Origin of the sequence: Fretibacterium fastidiosum, from assembly GCF_000210715.1 — a bacterium.
Lineage (GTDB): Bacteria > Synergistota > Synergistia > Synergistales > Aminobacteriaceae > Fretibacterium > Fretibacterium fastidiosum.
This window is the reverse complement of sequence record NC_021038.1, coordinates 550,199-572,664: the sequence shown is the minus strand read 5'-3', so window position 1 is coordinate 572,664 and position 22,466 is coordinate 550,199. Positions and strand designations below refer to the sequence as shown.

Sequence of the window (22,466 nt, the reverse complement as noted above, 5' to 3'; positions counted from 1 at the left end):
AGACGCAAATTGGTATGACGCGAGGACCGCAGCCCCGATCTTTCGGGCTGCGGTCCTCGCGTCTCTTGTCCAGCGCGGCGCGGGGAGGCGGCCGGGTCTGGCGGCATGGCGCCCGCGTCCTTTCCTCCGACTTGCAGAGGAGACGCTTGACGACGAAGCGCTTTGTGCTTGAATAGGTTAACGGAAAAGGACGCTTTCCCCGTCGCGTTCGAAAAGACCAGGAAGGGAGATGGGTGCATTTGTCCTGGCCCGTTTTGAAATCCATAGCCTGCCGTAGCCTCTCCGTCGTCGTTCTCCTCGTTATGGGGATGCTTTTTTCGACGCCGATCGCCGCTGCCCCCAGGGGGGCGTCCGCGGACGCGCTCCCGCGCTCCGGGGACGTGGCGTCGCAGGGGCCGGCCTCGACCGACCGACCGGCGGCCTCCGCCGACGCCAGAAGGGCCTTCGGCTTCGAGGACGTGGTCGCCCTGGCCCGCAAGTCGGCTGAAGCGGAATACGTCCCTCCGGCGCCGCTGCCCGCGTCCCTCCGCACGCTGAGCTACGACCAGTGGCGCTCCGTCCGCTTCAAGCCCGACCGCGCCCTGTGGCGGTTCGAGAACCTGCCCTTCGAGCTTCAGTTCTTTCACTCAGGCTTCTACTACGACCGCAACGTGAACATCAACGTCGTGGAGGAGGGGCAGGCCATCCCGGTCCCCTTCTCCACGGAGCTCTTTCAGTACCCCAACGACGACCTGAAGGCCCAGGTGGCCTCCACCGACGTGGGCTTCGCCGGGTTCCGCATCCACTACGCCCTCAACGACCCCAAGTACAAGGACGAGGTGACCGTCTTTCTGGGGGCCAGCTACTTCCGAGCCGTCGGCCGCGGCACGAAGTACGGCCTCTCCGCGCGTGGACTGGCTCTGAACACGGCGCTCCCCTCCGGCGAGGAGTTCCCATGGTTCCGCGAGTTCTGGGTCCAGAAGCCCGCAAGCGGCGACGCCGTGCTGACGGTCTACGCCCTGCTGGACAGCCCCAGCTGCGCCGGAGCCTACCGCTTCGTCATCGCTCCGGGGCCGGAGACCTCGATGCGCGAGGAGTTTCAGGTGTTCTTCCGCAAGGGCATCGAAAAGGCAGGGGTTGCCCCCCTCACCAGCATGTACTTCTACGGCGCCCCTGAGAACGGAAGGCGCGGAGACTACCGGCCCGAGGTCCACGACTCCGACGGCCTGCTGGTCCACAGGGACGACGACGTCTGGCAGTGGCGGGCCCTGCGCAACGGAGAGCGGCTGGGCGTCACTGACATCCCGGCGGAGCGGCTTCTGGGCTTCGGCCTGCTGCAGCGCGGTCGGAGCTTCGAGCGCTATCAGGACCTGGAGGCGGAGTACGAGAAACGACCTTCCCTCTGGGTCGAGCCCGATGGGGACTGGGGACCCGGCCGGGTCGAGCTGATCGAGATCCCCACGGACTCGGAGTACAACGACAACGTCGTGGCCTTCTGGCTCCCCAACCGCGAGAGCCCCGACGAGCCGCTCAAGGGCGCCTGCACGCTCTATTGGAGCGGGCTTGAGCACCGCCTGCACCCCCTGGGGCGCGTGGTGGCCACGCGGCAGGCGATGGGCGACCGCAAGAACTGGGTGCGCTTCCTCGTGGACTTCAAGGGCGGGGAGCTGAACGACCTGCCCCCGGATTCGGGGATCACCAGCATCGTGGAGGTCGAAGGGGCCAAGCTGGTGCAGAAGCACCTGGAGAAGAACTCCCGCACCGGCGGCTGGCGGCTCTCCTTCCAGGTGGAGGTGGACGCGGGTGGAGGCTTCTCCGTCTTTCCGGCCCTGCCGCCCGCGGTGCGCCTCTCCGCGGTCCTCAAGAAGGGGGAAAACCTTCCGGACCCCCTCACCGAAACCTGGACCTACGTGTTTGGGAGGTAGGGCCATGACCCCGACTCGCTGCGACCCTCAAGCCCCCCGCCCCGAGGAGGTCCTGCGGGACCGCCTGCTCCTCTACGTCCGGGCCCTTCGCCTCCCCCCGCGGGAGGGGCTGGAGCTGGTGCTGAAAACCATGGACGAGCTCTGCCCCTCTGGGACGAGCGAAACGCTCCCCGCTCATGCCGAGGATTGTGACATGAAGACCGCCATGGAGGCCCTGAGGGCGCTGTGCGCCGACCGGGGGCTCCTGCCCGACGCGGACGCCCTTCCGGTGCCCGTCCCGCCCTACAACCGGGGGTCGATGCCTCCGGCCCGCATCTCCATGACGCGCGGCGGATTCTCTCTGAGGGGCCTTATCAGGAGGCTCCGGCGGTCTGAGGAGGGCCGGACGCGATGACGCCCGCCCCAAACGCCCGGCCCGCCTGGCGTCGCTCCGCGCTCTGGCGCCGCTGCCTCTTTCTGTCGCTGATCGTCGTCCCCTCCGTCCTGGCCGCAGACTACATGTCCGCCCTGCTCCCCCACCAGGGCGGCGCGCCGGTGGAGCTGCTCCTGTGCGCCCTGTTCGGCGTCCTCTTCGCCTGGATATCGACGGGGTTCTGGACGGCGCTCTTCGGGTTCTTCGTGCTGCTCTTCCGATACCAGGGCTACCGAATCATCGACCCCGACGCCCCCCTGCCGGACCTTCCACAGGACGTCCGAACGGCGGTGCTCATCCCCATCTACAACGAGGACCCGAAAAACGTCGGCGCGGGCGTGGAGGCGATGTGGCGTTCCCTGTCCGCCACGGGACAGGAGGGCCGCTTCGACGTCTTCATCCTCAGCGACACCACGGACCCCGACGTCTGGGTGCGCGAGGAGGAGGCGTGGTACGGGCTGCGGGAGCGCCTGGGGATGGACGGGCACCTCTTCTACCGCCGCAGGCCCTCCAACGTGAAGCGAAAGAGCGGCAACGTCGCCAACTTCTGCCGCCGCTGGGGGCGGAACTACCGCTACATGATCGTGCTGGACGCGGACAGCGTCATGGCCGGGACGACCTGGGTGCGCATGGTGGACGCCATGGAGCGGAACCCGCGGATCGGAATCCTCCAGACGCCCCCCAGGGGGGTGAACCGGGAAACCCTGATCGCGCGGGTGCAGCAGTTCGCCAACAGCCTGTACGGTCCGGTCTTTGCCGCCGGACAGAACTTCTGGCAGCTGGGCGACGCACAGTACTGGGGGCACAACGCCGTCATCCGGGTCGAGCCCTTCATGCGCTACTGCGAGCTGCCGAAGCTGCCGGGCCGCGGGCCCCTCAGCGGGGAGATCCTGAGCCACGACTTCGTCGAGTCCGCCCTGATGCGCCGCGCGGGCTACGAGGTGTGGCTGGCCTATGGAGTTGACGGCAGCTACGAGGAAACGCCCCCGACGCTGATCGACGAGCTGAAGCGCGACCGGCGCTGGTGCCAGGGGAACCTTCAGCACCTGCGCCTGATCTTCACCTACGGCTTCTTCCCCACGCACCGGGCCCTCTTCCTCAACGGCATCCTGTCCTACGGCTCCGCCCTGCTGTGGCTGATCTTCCTGATCGCAAGCTCCATCCAGGCGCTGCTGGACGTCCTGGTGGAGCCAAACTACTTTCCGCAGCCCAACATGCTGTTCCCCCAGTGGCACGTCTGGTACCCGGAGTGGGCCCTGACCCTCCTGAGCTGCACAGCGCTCCTCCTCTTCCTGCCGAAGCTCCTCTGCCTGATCCATGCCCTGCTGATCGCGCGGAGCGCGCGGCGCTACGGCGGTGCGCTGCGGGTGCTTCTGGGGGTGGCAGGCGAGACGATCCTCTCCATGCTGCTGGCACCCATACGCATGATCTGCCACAGCCGATTCGTCGTCGTGACCCTGCTGGGCTGGGGGACCGGCTGGGGAGGACAGTCGCGGGACGACCGCGGGACGACGTGGGGTGAGGCGGTCCGGGCGCACTGGTGGGCGGTCCTCATCGGCCTGACCTGGGGCTGGCTGCTCCATCGGGTGACCCCGTCCTTCTTCCTCTGGCTCCTGCCCGTGGTCCTTCCGCTTGCGCTCTCCGTGCCGCTGTCCGTGTTCACCAGCCGGGCGTCCCTGGGGCGGGCTGCCGCCCGCCTGGGGCTGTTCGCCATCCCGGAGGAGCTCCACGCGCCTCGCGAGTTGACGGACAAGGCGGAGGCGCTGGCGGAACGCCGCCGCTACTCGCCCCTGGGCATTTCCCAGGAGGAAGGCTTCCGCCGCGCCGTGGCGGACCCCCACACGAACGCCCTTCACCTCGCCATGAACCGCCGTCTGAGGGGGGCGCTGAACCCCGCGCTGGTCGATCGGGCCCTGTCGGGAGAGGCCCTGTCCCAAAAGGAGAAGATGGCGCTGCTGAACAGCCCGGACTCGATGCGGGAGCTGCACCGCAAGGTCTGGACGCTGCCGGAGCGGCAGGGCGCCCCCTGGGGCCTGTAGGGCGGGCCTGACGGCCCGGCGCAGGGGTGGAGAGGGTGATCGCGATCTTCTCGGAGTGAGTGCCCTCATAAAACGGCTCCATTGCAGAGGCCGGCCGCAGAGCGGCTGGCCTCCCGGTTCAGACGGACCCGTATGGTCCCACTTTTTTATTTTGCGGTCATTCATTCGCCCGCGTAATAATCCAGGCCAATGGGGTCGGGCGTTTCGCCCGCACTCTGCATCAGGCCAACCGGTTTGATTGCCCCGCCGCTCCAGACGAGAGTGCTCGTGCAGTCCGTGACGGAGCAGTCGTAGCCGTATCCGGCGATGCTTCCGACCTGGCTCGCGTTTCCCTTGATGGAGCCGGACGTGGCGCAGCCGGTGATGCGATAGATTGAAGGGGTCGGGTGCTCCTCCAGGAATGCCGACACGAAGAGGTTCCCACCGACCAGCCCGCCGACCCGCTTCGACGAAGCCGAAACCGTGATGTCGACGTCGGCAGAGCAGTTTCGGATCAGGGTGGGGTTGCTCTTGTCGTAGTTGCCGGCGTGGCCCGTCAACCCGCCGACCATGAAGCTCTTTTCGTCCGAGGCATCAATGGTCGCCTTTACGGCGCAGTTCTCCATGATCGGCGACTCCTGGATGCAGCCGACCAGCCCTCCTACCGAGAAAGCCCCGAATCCCTTTGCCGTGACGTTCCCCTCTGCCGTGCAGGCGCGGACGGTCAGCCACTTGCCGCCCCCACAGATGAGGCCGAGCCCCTGCATGCCCTTCCCGTTGGAGGTTACGCTCGCGTTGGCGGTGCAGTTTTCGATGGCGCCGTACCCCATTCCCGCTATGCCGCCAACGGCGCCGACCGCGTAGCCTTCCACCCTGTTCCCGCCGGTCAGCTTGATGCCGGTTATCCCGCCGTTGATCACCCCGACGACGCCCCCAACCATGCAAGCGCCTTTGACGTCCGCATTGCTGACGGTCAGGTTCCGGATGGACTGGGAAGCGGCATTGCCCACGACGAAGCCGAACAGCCCGACGCCTACGGTCTCGGGGCGGTTGACGGTCAGATTCGAGATCGTGTGCCCGTTGCCGTCAAACCGGCCCACGAAGGCGAGCGAGGACTTGGCGACCTCACTTTTTTCGGGGTCGTCGATCTCCCTGTTGAACGTGCCGATCGGGTCCCAGTTGCCGTACGACGACAGGTCGATGTCCGAGATCAGGATGAAGGATTTGTCCCGGTAATCCCTGATCTTTGTGAGTTGTTCCGCCGTCGCGATCCGGTAGGGGTCTTCCTGCGTCCCCTGCCCTCCCGCAAAGGGCGAGGCCGCATTTTCGCTCCTTCCGCTCCCCCCGCAGCCTCCGTTCGCCAGCAGCACGATACCCAGAAGGAAGAGCACGACGATATTCAACGCCCCGCGCCGGCTTCTCAGGTTTCTCGTTCTAAGGCTTTTCATATTGAAGCACCTCCTATGGATAATTTGGCCTCTCTGCCCGTTACAGGGCTTATAGCGCAGTATGGCATAACAAACAGACGAACGCTTATGCGGGAGGAAATTTTCGTCATGGGAGAGGAAATTTTTTCTCGAAATGCTATAATACTTTAGTTTGTCAGGACTAACAAAAGGTGCGATGCCTTGTCGAGAATGGAAGCCTGAATGAGGAAGCCCATAATGATTGAACGGTCTTGCAGCGTCACCTTCAGGGATCACATAGAGTTTTTTGAGGCAATCCATGAGACGGGGAGGCCCGTGAAGGCTCCAAAGGCGGACGACCCGGAGGGTGGGCTGGTTTGTCTATCAGCTCCATTTGCGGAAATCCTTCTGGAAACCCACAGCCTGTTCCATGGTGTGAGCCTGAACGTTCTCAATATCTCGCCTAGGGCGGACATCGTCATACCCTACGATTTCGGCGGTGGCGTCCTGGGGATGGACTACCTCGCAGACGGCTCTTACCTCCTGGACGAGAGCAGCGGCAGAATGGTTTCGCCCGGGGACCTCTTTCTCCTGCCGCCGTCGGGCTGCAGGGGCAGCATGACCTTTCGCGGCGGAAGGCCGAGCAGAACCATCGCCTTTGGCGGTCCCGGGAAGATATTATCGGACCTCCTCGGAGAGGATGGCGGTGCATTGTGGGCGGAAGCGCTCAGGGCTGGCAGCGGATACGGAAGCGAGCCTCGTTTGCTGCGTGCGCCACAGGCCATGGCCGGTTCTTTTCTGCAGATGCTGCATTATGACTATCCAACTCGGGTCAAGCGCTTGTTCCTCGAGGGCAAGCTGATGGAGATACTGTCGCGGATAATCGCCAGGGGATTGCCGTCTGAGGAAAACGAGGGGAATGGCGGGGACGCCTTCGAGCTGGAGCGGATCAGAATGATTCCAGGGATTCTGATGGAGCGCATAGACAACCCACCGTCGATCTCCGAACTCGCCCATGAGCTGTCCGTCAACTCCACCACGATGAAGAAGGGCTTCAAAAATATCTTTGGCGAGCCGATTTATGCCCATCACAGGAACCTGTGTTTGAGCCAGGCCGCGACGCTGCTGCTAGAGACGGACAAATCCGTTTTTGAAATTGCCTCCGACGTCGGCTATTCCAACAGCGGAAACTTCGGCAGCGCCTTCAAGAGGCGCTACGGCGTCTCCCCGATCCGGTATCGGCAGAATGGGCGCAGCGCGCTGCCGCTCCAGGAGCCCTGATTCCCCAGACTATCGGGCCAAAGGCAAGGGGCACGAACAAAGCTCTCGATTTTGAAGACAGAGGAGGGCCAGCAGGGCCAATTTTTTGAAAAAATCTCCCCTGCTGGATAGTTCTGTTTACCCTACCCCTCCCTGCGGATTTGGGAGGCCCCTCCCTTCCTGCCGCCCTGCGGTTGGGTTATAATTAACGTTGTAAACCGTCACTGCGGGACCTCGAAATGGAGGGGCAACGTTGCCGGATTATCTCTCTGCCTTTCAGAATACGTCCTCAGCCGCCGCCGTCATCATGTCCGTAGCGCTCATGCTGTTCTCCGGATTCATCGCGACGCGCCTGACGAAGCGCCTGAGGCTGCCCGACGTGACCGCCTACATCGTCTCCGGCATCCTGATCGGGCCCTACTGCCTGCACCTCGTCCCCCCTCGGATCATCGAGGGCATGGACTTCCTGCCGGACATCGCGCTCGCCTTCATCGCGTTCAGCACGGGCGAGTTCTTCAAGGTGTCCGTGCTGAAGAAGAACGGGCTGAAGGTGGTCGTCATCACGATCCTGGAGGCGTTCCTGACCTCGGTCTTCGTCTTCGTCGCCGCCTGGTTCGTCCTCCGCCTCAACTTCGCCTTCTCGATCGTCCTGGCCGCCCTCGCCTCGGCGACCGCCCCCGCCTCGACCATGATGACGATCCGGCAGACGGGCGCAAAGGGGGACTTCGTCAACACGCTCCTGCAGGTCGTGGCGCTGGATGACGTCGTCGGATTGGTCGAATACAGCATCGCCATCTCCGTCGCCCTGGCGTCGATCTCCGGCAGGGGCGGGTTCAGCCTCCGGAACGTCCTCCTTCCGATCGTCGTCAACGCGGGAGTTCTGGGCCTCGGCTGCTTCTTCGGCCTCGTGATGAAGTGGATGCTGTTCCAAAGGCGCTCCACCGACAATCGGCTGATCATCTCCATCGCCCTTTTGTCCTCGTTCTGCGGCATCTGCACGCTGTTCGACGTCTCTCCGCTCCTGGGCTGTATGTCGATGGGCACGGTCTACATCAACCTCACCGAGGACGACAAGCTGTTCAAGCAACTGAACTACTTCAGCCCTCCGATCCTCCTCCTGTTCTTCGTCCGATCAGGGGTGTCGTTCCAGTTGGGCGCGCTCTTCCGCACTTCGGCCGCCGTTGGTAGCGTGCCGCTCCTCCTCGTCGGGGTCATCTACTTCCTCGTCCGGATCCTGGGGAAGTACGCCGGCGCCTTCTGGGGCTGCTTTCTCGTGCGCAAGCCGAAAAACGTCCGGAACCACCTCGGCCTGGCCCTGATCCCACAGGCGGGCGTCGCCATCGGCCTCGCGGCCCTCGGCGCCAGGACGCTCGGAGGGGAGACGGGGAGTGCACTACAGACCATTATTTTGGCCTCCAGCGTCCTCTACGAGTTGATCGGTCCGGCCTGCGCCAAGCTCTCGCTGTACCTGTCGGGGTCCTACCAGACGCGGATCGAGGACATCGTTCCGGAGGAGGACCTTTCGCAGGGCGAGGGCCAGAAGTCCTCCATAGAGCTGCTGATCGAGAGGATACAGAAGATACAGAAGGACCTCCCGCCCCCAAAGACGCTCCTCTCGGAGGAAGAGGAGGCCTTTCTGGAGGCGTCGGAGAAGCAGTATGCGGCGATGGAGGCGGGCCGCCGCTACGCGAACATCCACCACTCGCGCACGAGGAGGTTTTAGGACATCATGAACGCGCAAATCAACGGCCTGACCGCGTCAATCCTTGGAGGGTGGACGGCGGAGCTCAACGTCCGCTCCGTCATGCTGAGGATCCTGATGTCGGTCGTCCTGGCGGCGATCATCGGCTGCGAACGGTCCAGCAAGCGGCATTCCGCAGGACTGCGCACCTTCATCCTCGTCTCCCTGACCTCCACGACGGCCATGCTGACGGACCTGTACCTCTGCCAATCCGCCCCGGAGCGGTTCCCCTTCATCTCGGCGGCGGCCGTCGTCGGCGCCGCGATGATCAGCGTCAACGCCATCCTGTTCAGCTCGAGGAGCCAGATCAAGGGCCTGACCACGGCGGCGGCCCTCTGGTCCTGCGGGCTGGTCGGGATGGCGCTGGGCGCCGGGCTCTACACGGTGGCCCTGATCTCGTTTCTGGCCCTGTTTTCCTCCCTGGCCCTGTTCCCGCCCATCGAAACGTACATGAAGGACAAGTCGAACCACTTCGAGATCCACCTGGAGCTGAAGAGCAAGGGCAACCTGCAGTACTTCGTCACGACGGTCCGGCGCCTGGGGATTCGGATTGAGGACATAGAATCCAACCCCGCGTACCTGAACTCGGGCCTGAGCGTCTACACCGTCTCCCTCACCATCAACAGCGCCGAGCTGAAGAAGTACAAAAAGCACAGCGAGATCATCGAGGCCCTGAGGTCGCTCGAGTACATCTCCCACATCGAGGAGATCAACTGACCACGCCGGGCGCGGCCAACCGTCAAATCTGGAGGCAACGGATGAAGGAAGTTCATATCGACTGCGGGGCCGCCCCGTCAGCGGAGGGCAAGATGGCTAGACGCGACGTCCTGCTGCTCCTGGCGGTGGCCGTCGTCTGGGGCGTCAACTTCGCGGTCGTCAAGACCGGGCTGAGGTCGGTGCCGCCCCTCTTCCTGGTCTTTTTGAGGTACCTGTTCATCGTCCTCCCTCTGATCTTCTTCGTGAAGAAGCCCGCCGTCTCCTGGCGGACGATGGCGGCCTACGCGCTGCTCAGCGGGGTGGGACAGTTTTCCTTCATGTTCTATTCGCTCAAGATCGGCATGCCCGCGGGGCTGGCCTCGGTGGTCATGCAGTCCCAGGCCATCTTCACCCTGATCCTGTCGGCGCAGTTCATGGGGGAGAGGATCGGAGGAGCTCAGCTCGCCGGCATCGGCCTGGCCGCCGTCGGCCTGGGACTGATCGGCGGCCCCTTCGGGGCGGCAGCGGTCCCGACGGCGGCCTTTCTGATGAACCTCCTGGCCGCGTTCTGCTGGAGCTCTTCCAACCTCATCGTCAAGAGGGCGTCCGAGGAGAGCCTTCGGAGCGGAAGGAGCCTCGACATGATGGAGATGATCGTCTGGTCCTCGATCTTCGTCCCCCTCCCCATGCTCGGCCTCTCCCTCGTCGGCGACGGGCCGTCTGCCATCCTGCAGTCGCTGGCGCAGATCGACGCCGCCGCCGTCCTCTCCGTCCTCTACCTCGTCGTCCTGTCCACGCTCTTCGCATACTCCGCCTGGAACCAGATGATCGCCGCGTACTCCGCCGGAAGGGTCGCGCCCTTCTCGCTCCTCGTGCCCGTCACGGGATTGCTGAGCGGGATGCTGTTTCACGAGGAGCGGGTGGCCCCCCTGCAGTGGGCGGGGATAGCGGCCGTCGTCGCCGGTCTGGCCGTCTTCCAGCTTGGAGAACGCCGGCCCCACGCCCGTTAAGGAAATACTGGTGAAGCCGTTGAGGACGCCGCACGTTTCCCTTTATGCTTTGGGTAGCTTGTTTTTTACGTGGGACGATGAGAAGGCGGAAAGAGAGAGGCGTATGAGCGACAATTATCCAAGTGACTATCCACGCAGCCGGAAGGAAGCCATCGCGGCTTTGCGCACGGTTCGGGATGAGGACATAGACTTCTCGGACATCCCGGCGACAATCGACGAGGAGTTGAAGCGTTTCCGCCGCGGAGGTGTTGATCGCTCGCGCGTCGCTGCCGCAGCCCCCGGAGGACGTTCCTGCGGAATACGGTAACGTTTCGATCTGAAGCGCCGGCCGGGCCGAGTGGGGGCAGCTGGCAGCCTTTGAACGGTCCGTGAGCGCTCTCGAAAACGAGACGATGGATTCTATCGCGCAGTACGACGGAACGGGAGCCTGAGAAAACCGATCGGGGAGGCGACGTGTGATGGAACAAAGCATGGAAGGACTGCTGCTGTCCTTTGACGAACGGTATCCCTGCTGGACGCCCGCGATGCTGGCGCTGGCGGAGCTGGACCGGACGGCGGCCGACGACCTGACGCGCGAGGGGCTGCTGGAGTTCGGAGAGGGCGCCTACAGCCTGTCGCCAACGGGGAGGGAGGCGTTTTTGAAGCTCGCGGGTGAGGCCTGCCTGCCCTCCAGGCCGGGGGAGGCCCCGGACAGGAAGCGGGCCGCCCGATGGGGGGAGCTGATGCTGCTCCTGGACAAGCGGCACCTCCAGCGATGGGGGGTGAAGGAGTACGTCGCCCCGTTCCGGTTCGCGCTGCCCAACGTCAGGGGTGAGGACCTCTTCGTCATGGACGGGGCCGCTCCGGGCTGGCGCTACCCGGACGCGCCCGTCTTCAGGAGGATGGCCGAGGACTTCCCGGAGACGGGGGTGGCCGCGCGAACCCGTCCCATGCCGGGCGCGGAGGAGGTCCGCGCGTGGCTCGCGGCGAACGCCCCCGGTCTGCGGGACGCGGAGTTCGACCTGCTGTACAAGAGCCGATACGACTTTCAGGACTACGCGAAGTTCCCGCCCCTCCCCGCGGACCCCTGCGGCCTGTTCAACGCCGACCATTTCCTCTTTGCCTTCATGCCTCCCCCCGCGCCAGAGAGCCTGCCCGAATACCTGGAAAAGGTCGGGGAGTTCCAGATGTTTCTGACGATGCTCAGGAGGCTCTACCTTCCGGGCTACGTGGACCTGGACGCGATGGATCAGGACGGCGTCAACTGGCTCCTCTTTGCCTTTACGGAGGAGCGGGACGCAGAGCGCTGCGTGAAGCTGCTGGGCCCGATCGCCGAGGCCCTTCCGGGGCCTGCGGCGCCCCTGGAGCTGTGGAGCGTCAGCCTCGAAGGGCTGCGGGACTACCCAGGAGGGCAGGCGGAGACGATATGGGATATCCTGCCCTTCGCGGCCCATTCCATCTACCGCCTCACCTGATCCCCGCGGCACCACGGTCCGCACAGAGGAAAAATCGACGGGAGGAAGGGGCTATCCGTCCCCTCCTCCCGTCTCGCGCCTTGACGAACGGCAATCCCCCGTCAGGCCTTACCGTCCTCCGAGTGAAGCGTCCGCGGACTTCTCCTCTGCCGGGACGGATCCCTCCACGCGCCGGATGATCTCCCGTATCTCGTCGCCCGTGATGGCCTCCTTCTCCTGAAGCACGCGCGCCGCCTCGTGCAGCGTCGCCTCGTGGGCCTTCAGGAGCTCCACCGCCGTCTCCTGCGCCTTGCTCACCAGGCGGCGGATCTCCTCGTCGATCGCCTCGAAGGTGCTGCTGCCCAGGTCCGTGCGGCTCTCGGCCTCACTGTGCAGGTAGGTCATGGCACGCCCGGCGTAGCGCACCGGCCCCAGACGGCTCGACATGCCGAACTCCGTCACCATGCGCCGCGCCGTCTCCGTGGCGCGCTCCAGGTCGTTGGAGGCCCCCGTGGAGGGCTCCTGGAAGATCAAAAGCTCCGCCGCCCGGCCGCCCAGCAGCACCGCCAGGCGCGACTGCAGCTCCGCCTCCCCCACGATGTACTGGTCCTCCGTCGGCATCTGCATGGTGTAGCCCAGGGCGCCCCGGGCCGTCGGGATGATGCTGACGCGATGTACCGGGTCCGTGCCGGGCAGGAAACAGGCCGCCAGGGCGTGGCCCGTCTCGTGGTAGGCCACCCGCCGCCGCACCGCGGGCGTCAAAGGGGTCCTGCGCTGCAGGCCCGCCACCACGCGCTCGACGGCCAGGTCGAAGTCCTGAGCGGACACCTTCTCCGCCTTGCGGCGCACCGCCATGAGCGCCGCCTCGTTGGCGATGTTCGCCAGGTCCGCGCCCGAAAAGCCGGGGGTCACCTTCGCCAGCGCCTTGAGGTCCACGTTGTCGTCCAACGGGACCTCCCGCGTGTGAATCTGAAGGATATCCCGCCGCCCCTCCTCCGTCGGGAGCACTACCTGGATCTGGCGGTCGAAGCGCCCCGGGCGCAGCAGCGCCTGGTCCAGTATCTCCGGCCGGTTCGTCGCCGCCATGATGACGACGCCCGTGTTGGGCGTGAAGCCATCCATCTCCGCCAGGAGCTGGTTCAGGGTGTTCTCCTGTTCGCTGTTGCCCGTCATGGAGAGCGCGCGGGACTGCCCGATGGCGTCGATCTCGTCGATGAAGATGATGCAGGGCGCCTTCTTCTTGGCCTGCTCGAACATGTCGCGCACCCGCGCGGCGCCGACGCCGACAAACATCTCCACGAAGCTGGACCCTGTGATGAAGAAGAAGGGCACGCCCGCCTCGCCCGCCGTGGCCTTGGCCAGCATCGTCTTGCCCGTGCCGGGCGGCCCCACCAGGAGGACACCCTTCGGCAGCTTCGCGCCGAACCGGTTGTACCGCTCAGGCTCCTTCAGGAAGTCGATGATCTCCCGAAGCTCCACCTCCGCCTCCCCCACGCCGCCCAGGTCCTTGAAGTGGACTCCCGTCATCTCGCCCTGAAGCTCCTGGGCCTTGCTGCGGCCGAAGGAGAGCACGCTGCCGCTGCCGCCGCTCATCCGCTTGAAGATGAAGTACCAGAGCAGGAGCAGGGGCAGGAAGGGCAGGAGCACGCCGAGGACCGTGTCCAGGATGGCGCTCTGCTGCGCCACGCCGCCGAAGGTGACGTCCGCGCTGGCGAGCTTCTCCACCAGGAGCGGGTCGAGGACGCGCACGACGTTCCGAACGACCGGGGCGGGGCTGCGGTCGAGGATGATCCCGCCCACGACGGGCCGGTCGCTGAGGTCGGAACTGACGGCCTTCAGCCTGTACACGATGCGCTCCGCCGCCAGATTGACCTCGTCGACGGCCCCGTTCTCGAGGTCCGCCAGAAACGTGCTGTACGGCACCTCCGTCCGGCTTTCCATGTAGGGCTTGTAGACGAGGTCCGCAAAGAGCCACGCCAGGACAAGCGCCGCCAGGAAATACCCCGCGGAGAACTTCTGCCCCTTATTCATCCGGTTCCTCCATACTTTTTGCCGTTTATATTTATGTCAACCGCGGCTTAAAGCCGCCGGCTGCGGATCAGGGCGATGCCCCCCTCGTTGCGCCGGGTGCGCCCCTTGATCCGCTCGAACTCGCTCCGCAGGTCCGCCCGGCTGGCGTCGGACACCCCCATGTGGTCCAGCAGGACGTTCAGTCGCCCCTCCAGCTGTTCGATCTCCTTCGTCGAGGGCGGTATGGTGCGCCCCACCCCCTTCAGGCCGCTGACGGCCAGCTCCGCCACGAACAGCGCCAGCTCCGAGAGGTCCGCATCGCTCACCATGCCGCGCTCCTGCGGCTCCTCCGCCTCCCGCCGCCTGAGGGCGAACCAGAGGGCTCCCGACGCCGCAGCAAGGCACAGGGCGCCCGCCACCACGTGGTCCAGATAGAAGAGCCCCCCCGTCGCCCCGGCGAACAGTCCCGCCAGAAACAGGCCCCAGCGCGTCATCCCGCTCATCCCGCCGTTCGCTCCCGGTCCCAGGGTCACTGGCTCAGCAGCGACTCCGCGATGGCGGCCATGGCCCGCGCGCCGAGGATCATGCCCCGCTCGTCCACGTCGAAGCGCCCGTTGTGGTGCGGCGCGGCGATGTCCGCGCCCAGCGCCATGTAGGCGGCCTCGCCGCCCCTCTCCTGCACGCGACGCATGAACCACGTGGCGTCCTCGCTGCCGCCGGCCCGCACGGTATCCAGTACGCTGCGGAATATCCCCGAAGCCCGCAGCGCAGCGCCGACGCGCCGGACCAGCTCCTCGTCGCCCCTGGCGGTGGTCCCCTCGCCCGCCTTGCTCAGCTCCACCCGCACGCCATACATCTCCGCCGCGCCCTTCAGGACCTCCTCCGCACGCCCGTAAACGTAGTCCGCCACCTCCTGAGTTTCACCCCGGGTCTCCACCTTCATCAGGGCCTCGGCGGGGACGACGTTCCGACCCGTTCCGGCCTGGAGCACGCCCACGTTCAGGCGCATGGCCCCATCCCGATGCGGCGCGATGGAGTGCAGCCCCAGCGCGGCCGCAGCCGCGGCCAGGAGCGCGTTGCGCCCCATGTGCGGGGCTCCCGCGGCGTGGGCCGGCACGCCCGTGAAGCGCGCGTCAAGCTTCGTCGTGGCCAGGTAGCCCAGCGAGTTCAGCCCGAAGGTCCCCGTCGGCACCCCGCCTCCGATGTGCATGGCCAGGAAGAAGTCCACGTCGTCCACGACGCCCTTCTTCATCATGGCGTAGGCGCCGCGGCAGCCCTCCTCGCCGGGCTGGAAGATCAGGCGCACCCGCCCGCAGAGCCGCCCCTTCATCTCCGTCAGGAGCTCCGCCACGCCGAGGCCGATGGCCGTGTGGGCGTCGTGCCCGCAGGCGTGCATTCGGCAGGGGTTGACGCTGGCGAAGCCCTCCTTCGCAGGACGATGGTCGGGCGACATGTCCTCGCCCACGTCCACGCAGTCCATGTCGAAGCGGAAGGCCAGTGTCGGTCCAGGGCGGCCCGTGTCCAGGTCCGCCGTCACGCCCGTGTACCGGCCCATCCTCTCGATCCGCTCCCGATCCCCGCCCTGCTCGACGGCACGGGCGATCTCCCGGTCGATCTCCTCCTCGGAGGGGCGCCCCATCACGGAGCCCGCGTCGATGACCTCACTCCCCATCTTGAGGGCGTACCCCAACCCCTCAAGCCGCGCTGCCACCAGCGCGGAGGTGCGAAACTCCGTCCAGGCCGGCTCCGGGAAGCGGTGCAGGTCCCGCCGCGTCTCGATCATCCTTCGCTCCAGTTCCTTCAAGTCCATCGCTCTCATCCCTCCAGATCCCCCAAGTCCGTTCACAACGTTCATCCTTATACTTTAGCACGACCGGCACCCCGTGGACAGGATGTTTGTGCTTAGACCACCCTCCTTCCCGCAGGGAAGGGCTCGACCGGGACGGAGCCGGACAACACGAGGCCCCTCCTGACGGAGGGGCCTCGTGTAAGGGGGAAGGATTCAGGTATGGATGAAGCAGGGGGACGCCGTGACACAAATGTCTCGCGGGAACCTGGACGTGCCTTCCGCCGAGCGTAGGGGACTTCGGATGGGGACGAAGGCTCACAGAAACATTTACGCTTATTTTATCGCATACGGCTCCAAAATCCAACCCCGTCTTTTAAGTTTCTCAACGAAATTTTGCCCCGCGGCGGCACGTCCCAACGGGAGGGGCGTCCGGGGCCCGTCTCCGGGCAAGGCCTTCCACCAGACGAGGGGGGGCTTCGCTTCGGATCGACATGCGCCCCTCCGAACCGGGGAGGGGCGCACATAAGGGGGAAGGATACAGGTTTCGATGACGCAGGTATGGCCGCCCTGGAATGGTGGAGAACAAAGTCCAGCAGCACGCCTCCACAAGGAAGAGGCGTGCCCCGCGGCACGTCATTGAAAGCGGTTGTCAAAAACGGACTCGAAGGCCCGCTTTTCAATTCTATCGCAAGCGCCCAAAAACTCCAAGGATTTTTTACGACAACTTCAGCCTTTCATCCGGTGCCCAAAAACGTCCCGGAGCGGGCTGCAAGCTGAGATCAGCCTCGAAACCGCCTCCGAAGGGTCCGCTTGCGCGCGAAAATTTTTTGCGCTTTTTTACGCATTTCATTGTACAATAAAGCCGCTGAGAAGTTATTCAGGACGGCTGGAAACGGAGAGAAGGGTATGTCCATGAACATGAAGAGGATAACGGGACGGGCGATCCTCGCCCTTTTGCTGGCCTCCGCGATCGGGGCTGCGCTGGCGCTGGGAGCGGACGCGGCAAGCAGCGCGAGGAAACGGGCCCGCCTTAAGAACACGCCGCCGCCGGGCTGGCAGTTCGAGGTGGGCTACACGCTCTGGCGCGCCCAACGAGGGCTGGACGCCACGCCGCAGACGTGGAAGAAGTATCAGCGCGAGAGGAAGCGTCTCGCCCAGCGGGGCAAGCTCCGGGGGCTGGACACCAGGCTCCTGAACTCCGTGGACTGGACGATCGAGGAGCTGGCGGAGTTCCTCGAGGTGCAGCAGGAGCAGATGAGGGCGGACAACTAGCCCTCCAGGGGAGCACCGCGACAACAGGACGTTCAAAGCGAAAGGGCGGGGCCTCAAAGAGGCCTCCGCCCTTTTGTGCTCCCTTACGGCTTAGAGCTCCCGTTTCCACTTCGTGCCCTGGGGCGTGTCCTCCAGGATGATGCCGCGCTCCTTCAATTGGGCCCGGATCTCGTCGGAGCGGGCGAAGTCCTTCGCCTTGCGGGCCGCAAGCCGCTCCGCGATCAGGCGTTCGACCTCCTGGTCCCCACCCTCTTCGGACTCCGCCTCGTCGGGGCCGATGACGCCCAGCACGTCGTCGTAGGTCTTGAGGGCCGCCTTCGCCGTCTCGAAGAAGGCCCTGGGGAGCGTCTCGTGGTCCTTCAGGGTCGTGTTGACGAGGTGCACGACGTCGAAGAGGACGCCAAGGGCCGCCGCCGTGTTGAAGTCGTCGTTCATGGCGTCGGCGAACCTCCCCTCCAGCCGTTTCATCTTCGCCTGGAAGGCCGCCGGGTCCAGGTCCGACTCATCGCTCTGACGGTTCTTCGCGGCGAAGTCCAGGTCGGACCGGCAGTTCCGGAGCCTCGTCACGCCGCTGGCCGCCTGCTCCAGCCCGGAGGGGCGAAGTTGATGGGGCTCCGGTAGTGGGCGCTCAGCATGAAAAACCGCAGCGCCAGGGGAGGGTACTTCTCCAGCGCCGCCCGCGCCGTGAGGAAGTTGCCGAGCGACTTGGACATCTTCTCGCTGTCGATGAGCAGGAAGCCATTGTGCAGCCAGTAGCGCACGAAGGGCTTTCCGTTAGCGGCCTCGCTCTGGGCGATCTCGTTCTCGTGGTGAGGGAAGACCAGGTCCACGCCGCCCGAATGGATGTCGATGGTTTCGCCCAGGTATTTCGAGGACATGGCGCTGCACTCGATGTGCCAGCCGGGGCGCCCCCGGCCCCAGGGGCTGTCCCACGCCGGCTCGCCGGGCTTCTCCGCCTTCCACAGGGCGAAGTCCAGCGGGTCCCGCTTCTTCTCCCCCACCTCGACGCGGGCGCCGGCCTCCAGGTCGTCCAGTCCCTGCCGGCACAGGGTGCCGTACTTCGGCCAGCTTCGGACGTCGAAGTAGACGTCGCCGCTTGAAACGTAGGCGTGGCCGTTGTCCATGATCCTCTGAATCGTGGCCACGATCTCCGGCACGTTCTCCGTGGCGCGGGGGGCGACCGTGGGCGGACGGATGCCCAGCGCCTTCGCGTCCTTCCGGTACTCCGCGATGAAGCGCTCCGCCAGCTCCGGGACCGTCGTCCCCTCCCGGTGCGCCCGATGGATCATCTTGTCGTCGATATCCGTGAAGTTCTGAACGAAGGTTACCTTGTACCCCAGGTGCTCCAGCCATCGGCGCAGCACGTCGAAGACGATGAAGGGCCGGGCGTTGCCGATGTGGAAGTAGTCGTATACCGTCGGCCCGCAGCTGTAGAAGGAGACCTCCCCCTCCTTCAGCGGGACGAACGGCTCCTTTTTGCGCGTAAGATCGTTGTACAGCATCAGGCTCAAATCAACAGCACCTCCGAAAAAATACGATCCGCCCGCGTCGGGACAGCGCGCTGCGGGCTCTCCGCACCGTGCGTTAGTTGAGTATAATAGTGCGGACGGGGCAGGGCGCGTCCTCGCCCCACGTCTATTGTACCTGTTTTTCACTTTGATTCGGAGGTAGAATAACCTTGTCCGTTAAAAATCAGTTTTCCCTGCTGATGACGAGCCGCTTCCTTCCGCTCTTCCTGACGCAGTTCCTGGGCGCCTTCAACGACAACTTCTTCAAGAGCGCCCTCATGATGCTCATCACCTTCCGCCTGGCGGACGAGTCGGGCACGGACCCCCGCGTCATGGTCAACGTCGCGGCGGGGGCCTTCGTCCTCCCCTTCTTCCTCTTCGCCTCCCCGGCGGGGGACCTCGCGGACCGCTGTGACCGCGCCTTCCTCATGCGCCAGGTGAAGCTGGCGGAGATCTTCATCATGGCCGGCGCCGCCGTCGGGTTCTGCCTCGGCGACATCTGGCTCCTGATCGTCGTGCTCTTCCTGATGGGGGCACAGTCCACGTTCTTCAGCCCCGCCAAGTACAGCATCCTGCCCCAACACCTGGCTCAGGACGAGCTGATCGCCGGCAACGGCCTGATCCAGATGGGGACCTACCTGGCCATCCTGAGCGGCGCCATCCTGGGCGGCGTCCTCATCCTGCGCCAGGGGGGGATTTACGTGGTGGGGGGGATCGCCGTGTTCATCGCCGCCGCGGGGTGGGTCAGCAGCTGGTTCATCCCCCCGACCCGGCCCATCGACCCGACGCGCCGCATCTCCCCTCGTTTCCTCCGAAGGACATGGGAGATGGTCCAAAGCATCGTCCCCATGAGGGAGGTCTTCGTCCCCATGCTGGCCATCTCCTGGTTCTGGCTCGTGGGGGCGACGTTTCTGGCGCAGTTCCCCACCTACGCGCGCCTGGTGCTGGGGGCGGACGAGAACGTGGCCACCTCCTTCCTGGCCATCTTCTCCTTCGGCATCGGCATCGGTTCCATAGCCTGCAACGCCCTCCTGAGGGGACGCGTCACGGCGCGCTTCGTGCCGGCGGCCGCCTTCGGCATCGCGGCGGCCAGCGTCCTCCTCTGGATGTTCAGCGACAGGCCTCCCACGCCGCCGGGAGCCTGCCTGATGGGCCTCGGCGCGTTCCTCGAGAGCCCCGCCAACTGGCCCATCCCCCTCTGCCTCCTCCTCATCGCCTTCTGCGGAGGGCTCTACATCGTCCCCCTCTACGCCGTGATCCAGAGCCAAGCCCCGGAGGGCTGCGTCGCCAGCATCATCGCCTGCGCCAACATCTCGGACTCCATCTTCATGACGGCGTCCGCGGTGGGGGCGAGCCTCCTCATCTCCTGGGGGTGGAGCATCGCCCAGATATTCATCCTCATGGGCCCCCTGACGGCCGTCGCAGGCTTCATGATCTCTCTGCACCTGAACGGCTCCGGCTGTCGGATAGAAGGATGAAGGCAGAACGCGCAGAATCGCAAAAATATTGTACAATATAAAGAGGATATGGGTTCAGACGACCGCCGCACCCACCTCCCGCCAGGGGTGGAGGGCGGTTCCCTTGAAAGGAGAGAGCACGAATGAGCGAGAACGGTGGCAAAAGGAAAGTTTCCCTGCTTGTAAAGATCAGCATCGGCTTCGTTTTGGGCGTCCTCTTCGGCTTCGGGATCGGTCCGCTCCTGGGCACGTCCCCCTTCCTCAGCGGGTGGGTCATGCCCTTCCTGGACCTGGTGGGCAAGATCTTCCTGACCCTGCTGAAGATGATCATCGTCCCGCTGGTGTTCGCCTCGCTGGTGACGGGAGCGGCCTCCGTCGGGGACACCAGGAAGCTGGGGCGCATCGGCGTCAAGACCCTGGCGCTCTACCTCGTCACCACGGCGGTGGCCATCGTCATCGGCCTCATGCTGGGCAACGTGATCGACCCCGGCACGGGCATGAACATCCCCACCGGGCTGAAGGCGGAGGCCAGGGAAGCCGTGCCGATCCTGGACGTCATCCTCGGCATCTTCCCCTCCAACCCGCTGGAGTCCATGGTGAAAGCCAACATGCTCCAGATCATCGTCTTCGCGCTCTTCTTCGGCGTCTCCTGCATCCTGGCGGGCGAGCGGGGCCGAAAGATCGCGGACTTCTTCGAGGGCGTGGCGGAGGTCATGTACGCCATGACCCACACGATCATGCAGACGGCCCCCTTCGGCGTCTTCGCCCTCATCGCGGTCACGGCGGCGAAGTACGGACTCGCCATCCTGGCGCCCTTCGCCAAGGTCATCGCCGCCGTCTACCTCGGCTGCGTCCTCCACGCGGTCATCGTGTACTCCGGAATGATCGCCGCGCTCTGCCGGCGCTCGCCCCTGTGGTTCTTCCGGGGCATCCAGGAGGCCGCCATCACGGCCTTCGCCACGCGCTCCAGCTCCGGCACCCTGCCCATAACCTACAGCAACGTGCGCTCCAACCTCGGCGTCTCGGAGGGGGTCAGCTCCTTCGTGCTGCCCCTCGGCGCGACGATCAACATGGACGGGACGGCCCTCTACCAGGGCGTGTGCGCCCTGTTCGTGGCCCAGGCCTTCAACGTCCCGCTGACGCTTCAGATGCAGATCGGCATCGTCGTGACGGCGACTCTGGGCTCCATCGGCACGGCGGGCGTGCCCGGAAGCGGGCTCATCATGCTGACCATGGTGCTGACGAGCGTTGGGCTTCCCATCGAGGGCCTCGCCCTCGTGGCGGGCATCGACGCCATCCTGGACGCGGCGCGCACCTGCCTGAACGTGATCGGCGACACGGCCGTCTGCGCCGTCGTGGCAGTCAGCGAGGGCGAAGAGCTCCTCGGAGGCCGGGAGCAGGGCTAGGAGCCAGGCGACCGGAGCCGAAAACGACGACGAAGGGACGGGCCGATCCCACTCGGCCCGTCCCTCTTTTGTGCGCCAACGTCACTCCGGCGTCCTGCAGGCTCCTGCGCCTGCCGTCATCGCCCCCAGCCAGTCCGCCAGCGCGTTGCCGTGCCGGAGGAGCCTGCCGTCGGTCGAGGTGAAGGCGTGCCGCGTGTACCCCTCCGCCGCCAGCTTGCCATCCGCCGCACGGAACACGCGGCAGCGAAAGGTCACGCTGACCTTCGACAGCTCCACGACGGCCGTCTCGATCTCGATCTCGTCGTCGTAGCGCAGCGAGGCCTTGTAGCGGCAGTGCGCCTCGACCACCGGCAGCAGGATCCCCTGGGCCTCCCACCCCGTGAAGCTTCGGCCCTGAGCTCGACAGAACTCCGTCCGGCCCATCTCAAACCAGTCCATGTAGCGCCCGTAGTAGGCGATGCCCATCTTGTCCGTCTCGCCGTACCGCACCCGGGTGCGGCAGACGAACGCCCCTCTCCCCTCCATCATCCCATCCTCCCAAGGGCACGGGACGCGCCGTCCCGTCCGTCGTTTGACGCCTATTTTAAGGGCGGCGGCCGGCGAATTCAAGGCGTGAAATCCCCGCAGCTCCAGGGATTGTGATATAATCGCAGGCGCGGAGGACTGGCCGAGCGGTCGATGGCGGCTGACTTGAAATCAGTTGAGGCGCAAGCCTCCAGGGGTTCGAATCCTCTGTCCTCCGCCAGTCGTTAAAACCGATGGTTCCCGATCCTCTCAATAGCCCCCGCTCACTGGGCGGGGGCTCTATCTCCCGGTCATGCCCAACGGCCGAAAGTACTGGCGGATGCGCTATTCCTGGAGGGGGAAGGAGCCCCCCCTGCCTTCGGCGTGTACCCGGAGGTCTCGCTCAAGATGGGCAGGATGAAGCGGGACGAGGCCCGGCTGACACTCGCTCAGGGGGTCAACCCCAAGACGGGCAGGTGCTTCGGTACGTGGTGGCCCGGTGGGTGGATTACTTGGAGCGATTGGTTGGGGTGTAATTTGAATTGGGAGGTGGACAGGATGATCTCTATCGATATGGCCCGCACGGACACCATCGATGTGGATCCGGCAGAGTTTTTCAGGATGATACCAATTTGCGTCT

At 65.3% G+C, this 22,466-nt stretch carries 18 protein-coding genes, 1 tRNA gene and 1 pseudogene; 14 read left to right on the top strand and 6 right to left on the bottom strand.

What is annotated here, in order from left to right:
- Positions 1-302: 302 nt before the first annotated feature.
- The 3 genes from SY1_RS02480 to mdoH are packed head-to-tail and all read left to right on the top strand — an operon-like array spanning position 303 to position 4,355.
- On the top strand, positions 303-1,904 hold the full coding sequence (locus SY1_RS02480) for an OpgD/OpgG family glucan biosynthesis protein (RefSeq protein ID WP_208872621.1): 1,602 nt from the start codon (positions 303-305) through the stop codon (positions 1,902-1,904).
- A 4-nt stretch (positions 1,905-1,908) separates the two neighbouring features.
- Positions 1,909-2,298: a hypothetical protein gene (locus SY1_RS02475; RefSeq protein WP_015556067.1), complete on the top strand. Its 390-nt coding sequence runs from the start codon at positions 1,909-1,911 to the stop codon at positions 2,296-2,298.
- Positions 2,295-4,355 (top strand): glucans biosynthesis glucosyltransferase MdoH, encoded by a 2,061-nt coding sequence (gene mdoH / locus SY1_RS02470; RefSeq protein ID WP_015556066.1) that lies wholly within the window; start codon positions 2,295-2,297, stop codon positions 4,353-4,355. The genes SY1_RS02475 and mdoH overlap by 4 nt, the downstream gene beginning before the upstream one ends.
- Positions 4,356-4,516: 161 nt before the next feature.
- On the opposite strand, the gene SY1_RS02465 is transcribed toward mdoH, so the two are convergent.
- Complete coding sequence (locus SY1_RS02465) at positions 4,517-5,782, bottom strand: GLUG motif-containing protein (RefSeq protein ID WP_015556065.1); 1,266 nt, start codon at positions 5,780-5,782, stop codon at positions 4,517-4,519.
- A gap of 216 nt (positions 5,783-5,998) precedes the next feature.
- Here SY1_RS02465 and SY1_RS02460 point away from each other — a divergent pair, with 216 nt between their 5' ends.
- The 6 genes from SY1_RS02460 (at position 5,999) to SY1_RS02435 (ending at position 11,901) form a co-directional block, all read left to right on the top strand.
- Positions 5,999-7,021, top strand: coding sequence for a helix-turn-helix domain-containing protein (locus SY1_RS02460; protein ID WP_015556064.1), 1,023 nt, complete (start codon positions 5,999-6,001; stop codon positions 7,019-7,021).
- 232 nt (positions 7,022-7,253) lie between these two features.
- Positions 7,254-8,723 (top strand): cation:proton antiporter, encoded by a 1,470-nt coding sequence (locus SY1_RS02455; RefSeq protein WP_208872620.1) that lies wholly within the window; start codon positions 7,254-7,256, stop codon positions 8,721-8,723.
- Between the two features lie 6 nt (positions 8,724-8,729).
- Complete coding sequence (locus SY1_RS02450; RefSeq protein WP_015556063.1) at positions 8,730-9,458, top strand: MgtC/SapB family protein; 729 nt, start codon at positions 8,730-8,732, stop codon at positions 9,456-9,458.
- 41 nt (positions 9,459-9,499) lie between these two features.
- Positions 9,500-10,447 carry an EamA family transporter gene (locus tag SY1_RS02445; protein ID WP_015556062.1) on the top strand — a complete coding sequence of 316 codons (948 nt, stop codon included), beginning with the start codon at positions 9,500-9,502 and terminating at the stop codon, positions 10,445-10,447.
- Positions 10,419-10,754: a hypothetical protein gene (locus SY1_RS02440; protein WP_208872619.1), complete on the top strand. Its 336-nt coding sequence runs from the start codon at positions 10,419-10,421 to the stop codon at positions 10,752-10,754. Before SY1_RS02445 ends, SY1_RS02440 begins: the two co-directional genes overlap by 29 nt.
- Before the next feature lie 151 nt (positions 10,755-10,905).
- Positions 10,906-11,901, top strand: a complete 996-nt coding sequence (locus SY1_RS02435; RefSeq protein ID WP_015556061.1) for a hypothetical protein — start codon at positions 10,906-10,908, stop codon at positions 11,899-11,901.
- Positions 11,902-12,009: 108 nt separating this feature from the next.
- On the opposite strand, the gene ftsH is transcribed toward SY1_RS02435, so the two are convergent.
- The 3 genes from ftsH to SY1_RS02420 are packed head-to-tail and all read right to left on the bottom strand — an operon-like array spanning position 12,010 to position 15,700.
- Complete coding sequence (ftsH, locus tag SY1_RS02430; protein WP_015556060.1) at positions 12,010-13,911, bottom strand: ATP-dependent zinc metalloprotease FtsH; 1,902 nt, start codon at positions 13,909-13,911, stop codon at positions 12,010-12,012.
- Between the two features lie 47 nt (positions 13,912-13,958).
- Entirely contained in the window at positions 13,959-14,393 is a 435-nt protein-coding gene (locus SY1_RS02425; RefSeq protein WP_015556059.1) for a hypothetical protein, read from the bottom strand.
- A 26-nt stretch (positions 14,394-14,419) separates the two neighbouring features.
- On the bottom strand, positions 14,420-15,700 hold the full coding sequence (locus SY1_RS02420) for an amidohydrolase (RefSeq protein WP_015556058.1): 1,281 nt from the start codon (positions 15,698-15,700) through the stop codon (positions 14,420-14,422).
- An 885-nt stretch (positions 15,701-16,585) separates the two neighbouring features.
- Between SY1_RS02420 and SY1_RS02415 the strand changes: the two genes are divergently transcribed.
- Positions 16,586-16,951, top strand: coding sequence for a hypothetical protein (locus SY1_RS02415; protein WP_208872618.1), 366 nt, complete (start codon positions 16,586-16,588; stop codon positions 16,949-16,951).
- A 90-nt stretch (positions 16,952-17,041) separates the two neighbouring features.
- On the opposite strand, the pseudogene cysS reads toward SY1_RS02415, so the two are convergent.
- Positions 17,042-18,462, bottom strand: a pseudogene (gene cysS, locus SY1_RS02410) (cysteine--tRNA ligase).
- A 167-nt stretch (positions 18,463-18,629) separates the two neighbouring features.
- Between cysS and SY1_RS02405 the strand changes: the two are divergent.
- Positions 18,630-19,937: an MFS transporter gene (locus SY1_RS02405; RefSeq protein ID WP_208872617.1), complete on the top strand. Its 1,308-nt coding sequence runs from the start codon at positions 18,630-18,632 to the stop codon at positions 19,935-19,937.
- A 122-nt stretch (positions 19,938-20,059) separates the two neighbouring features.
- Complete coding sequence (locus tag SY1_RS02400) at positions 20,060-21,322, top strand: dicarboxylate/amino acid:cation symporter (protein WP_015556056.1); 1,263 nt, start codon at positions 20,060-20,062, stop codon at positions 21,320-21,322.
- Between the two features lie 81 nt (positions 21,323-21,403).
- Here the strand turns inward: SY1_RS02400 and SY1_RS02395 are convergent, their stop codons facing one another.
- Positions 21,404-21,850, bottom strand: a complete 447-nt coding sequence (locus SY1_RS02395; protein WP_015556055.1) for an acyl-CoA thioesterase — start codon at positions 21,848-21,850, stop codon at positions 21,404-21,406.
- Positions 21,851-21,979: 129 nt separating this feature from the next.
- On the opposite strand from SY1_RS02395, the gene SY1_RS02390 reads away from it, so the two are divergent.
- Positions 21,980-22,067, top strand: a tRNA-Ser gene (locus SY1_RS02390).
- Between the two features lie 167 nt (positions 22,068-22,234).
- Positions 22,235-22,466, top strand: a 232-nt coding sequence (locus tag SY1_RS02385) for a hypothetical protein (protein ID WP_208872616.1), incomplete at its 3' end; no start/stop codon positions are given.

Excerpts from the sequence above, each read along its gene's own strand:
- SY1_RS02475 (WP_015556067.1), top strand. The coding sequence starts at position 1,909 with ATGACCCCGACTCGCTGCGACCCTCAAGCCCCCCGCCCCGAGGAGGTC.
- SY1_RS02445 (WP_015556062.1), top strand. The coding sequence starts at position 9,500 with ATGAAGGAAGTTCATATCGACTGCGGGGCCGCCCCGTCAGCGGAGGGC.
- SY1_RS02425 (WP_015556059.1), bottom strand. The coding sequence starts at position 14,393 with ATGAGCGGGATGACGCGCTGGGGCCTGTTTCTGGCGGGACTGTTCGCC.
- SY1_RS02480 (WP_208872621.1), top strand. The coding sequence starts at position 303 with ATGGGGATGCTTTTTTCGACGCCGATCGCCGCTGCCCCCAGGGGGGCG.
- ftsH (WP_015556060.1), bottom strand. The coding sequence starts at position 13,911 with ATGAATAAGGGGCAGAAGTTCTCCGCGGGGTATTTCCTGGCGGCGCTT.
- mdoH (WP_015556066.1), top strand. The coding sequence starts at position 2,295 with ATGACGCCCGCCCCAAACGCCCGGCCCGCCTGGCGTCGCTCCGCGCTC.
- SY1_RS02400 (WP_015556056.1), top strand. The coding sequence starts at position 20,060 with ATGAGCGAGAACGGTGGCAAAAGGAAAGTTTCCCTGCTTGTAAAGATC.
- SY1_RS02395 (WP_015556055.1), bottom strand. The coding sequence starts at position 21,850 with ATGATGGAGGGGAGAGGGGCGTTCGTCTGCCGCACCCGGGTGCGGTAC.
- SY1_RS02415 (WP_208872618.1), top strand. The coding sequence starts at position 16,586 with ATGTCCATGAACATGAAGAGGATAACGGGACGGGCGATCCTCGCCCTT.
- SY1_RS02450 (WP_015556063.1), top strand. The coding sequence starts at position 8,730 with ATGAACGCGCAAATCAACGGCCTGACCGCGTCAATCCTTGGAGGGTGG.
- SY1_RS02460 (WP_015556064.1), top strand. The coding sequence starts at position 5,999 with ATGATTGAACGGTCTTGCAGCGTCACCTTCAGGGATCACATAGAGTTT.
- SY1_RS02420 (WP_015556058.1), bottom strand. The coding sequence starts at position 15,700 with ATGGACTTGAAGGAACTGGAGCGAAGGATGATCGAGACGCGGCGGGAC.
- SY1_RS02435 (WP_015556061.1), top strand. The coding sequence starts at position 10,906 with ATGGAACAAAGCATGGAAGGACTGCTGCTGTCCTTTGACGAACGGTAT.
- SY1_RS02465 (WP_015556065.1), bottom strand. The coding sequence starts at position 5,782 with ATGAAAAGCCTTAGAACGAGAAACCTGAGAAGCCGGCGCGGGGCGTTG.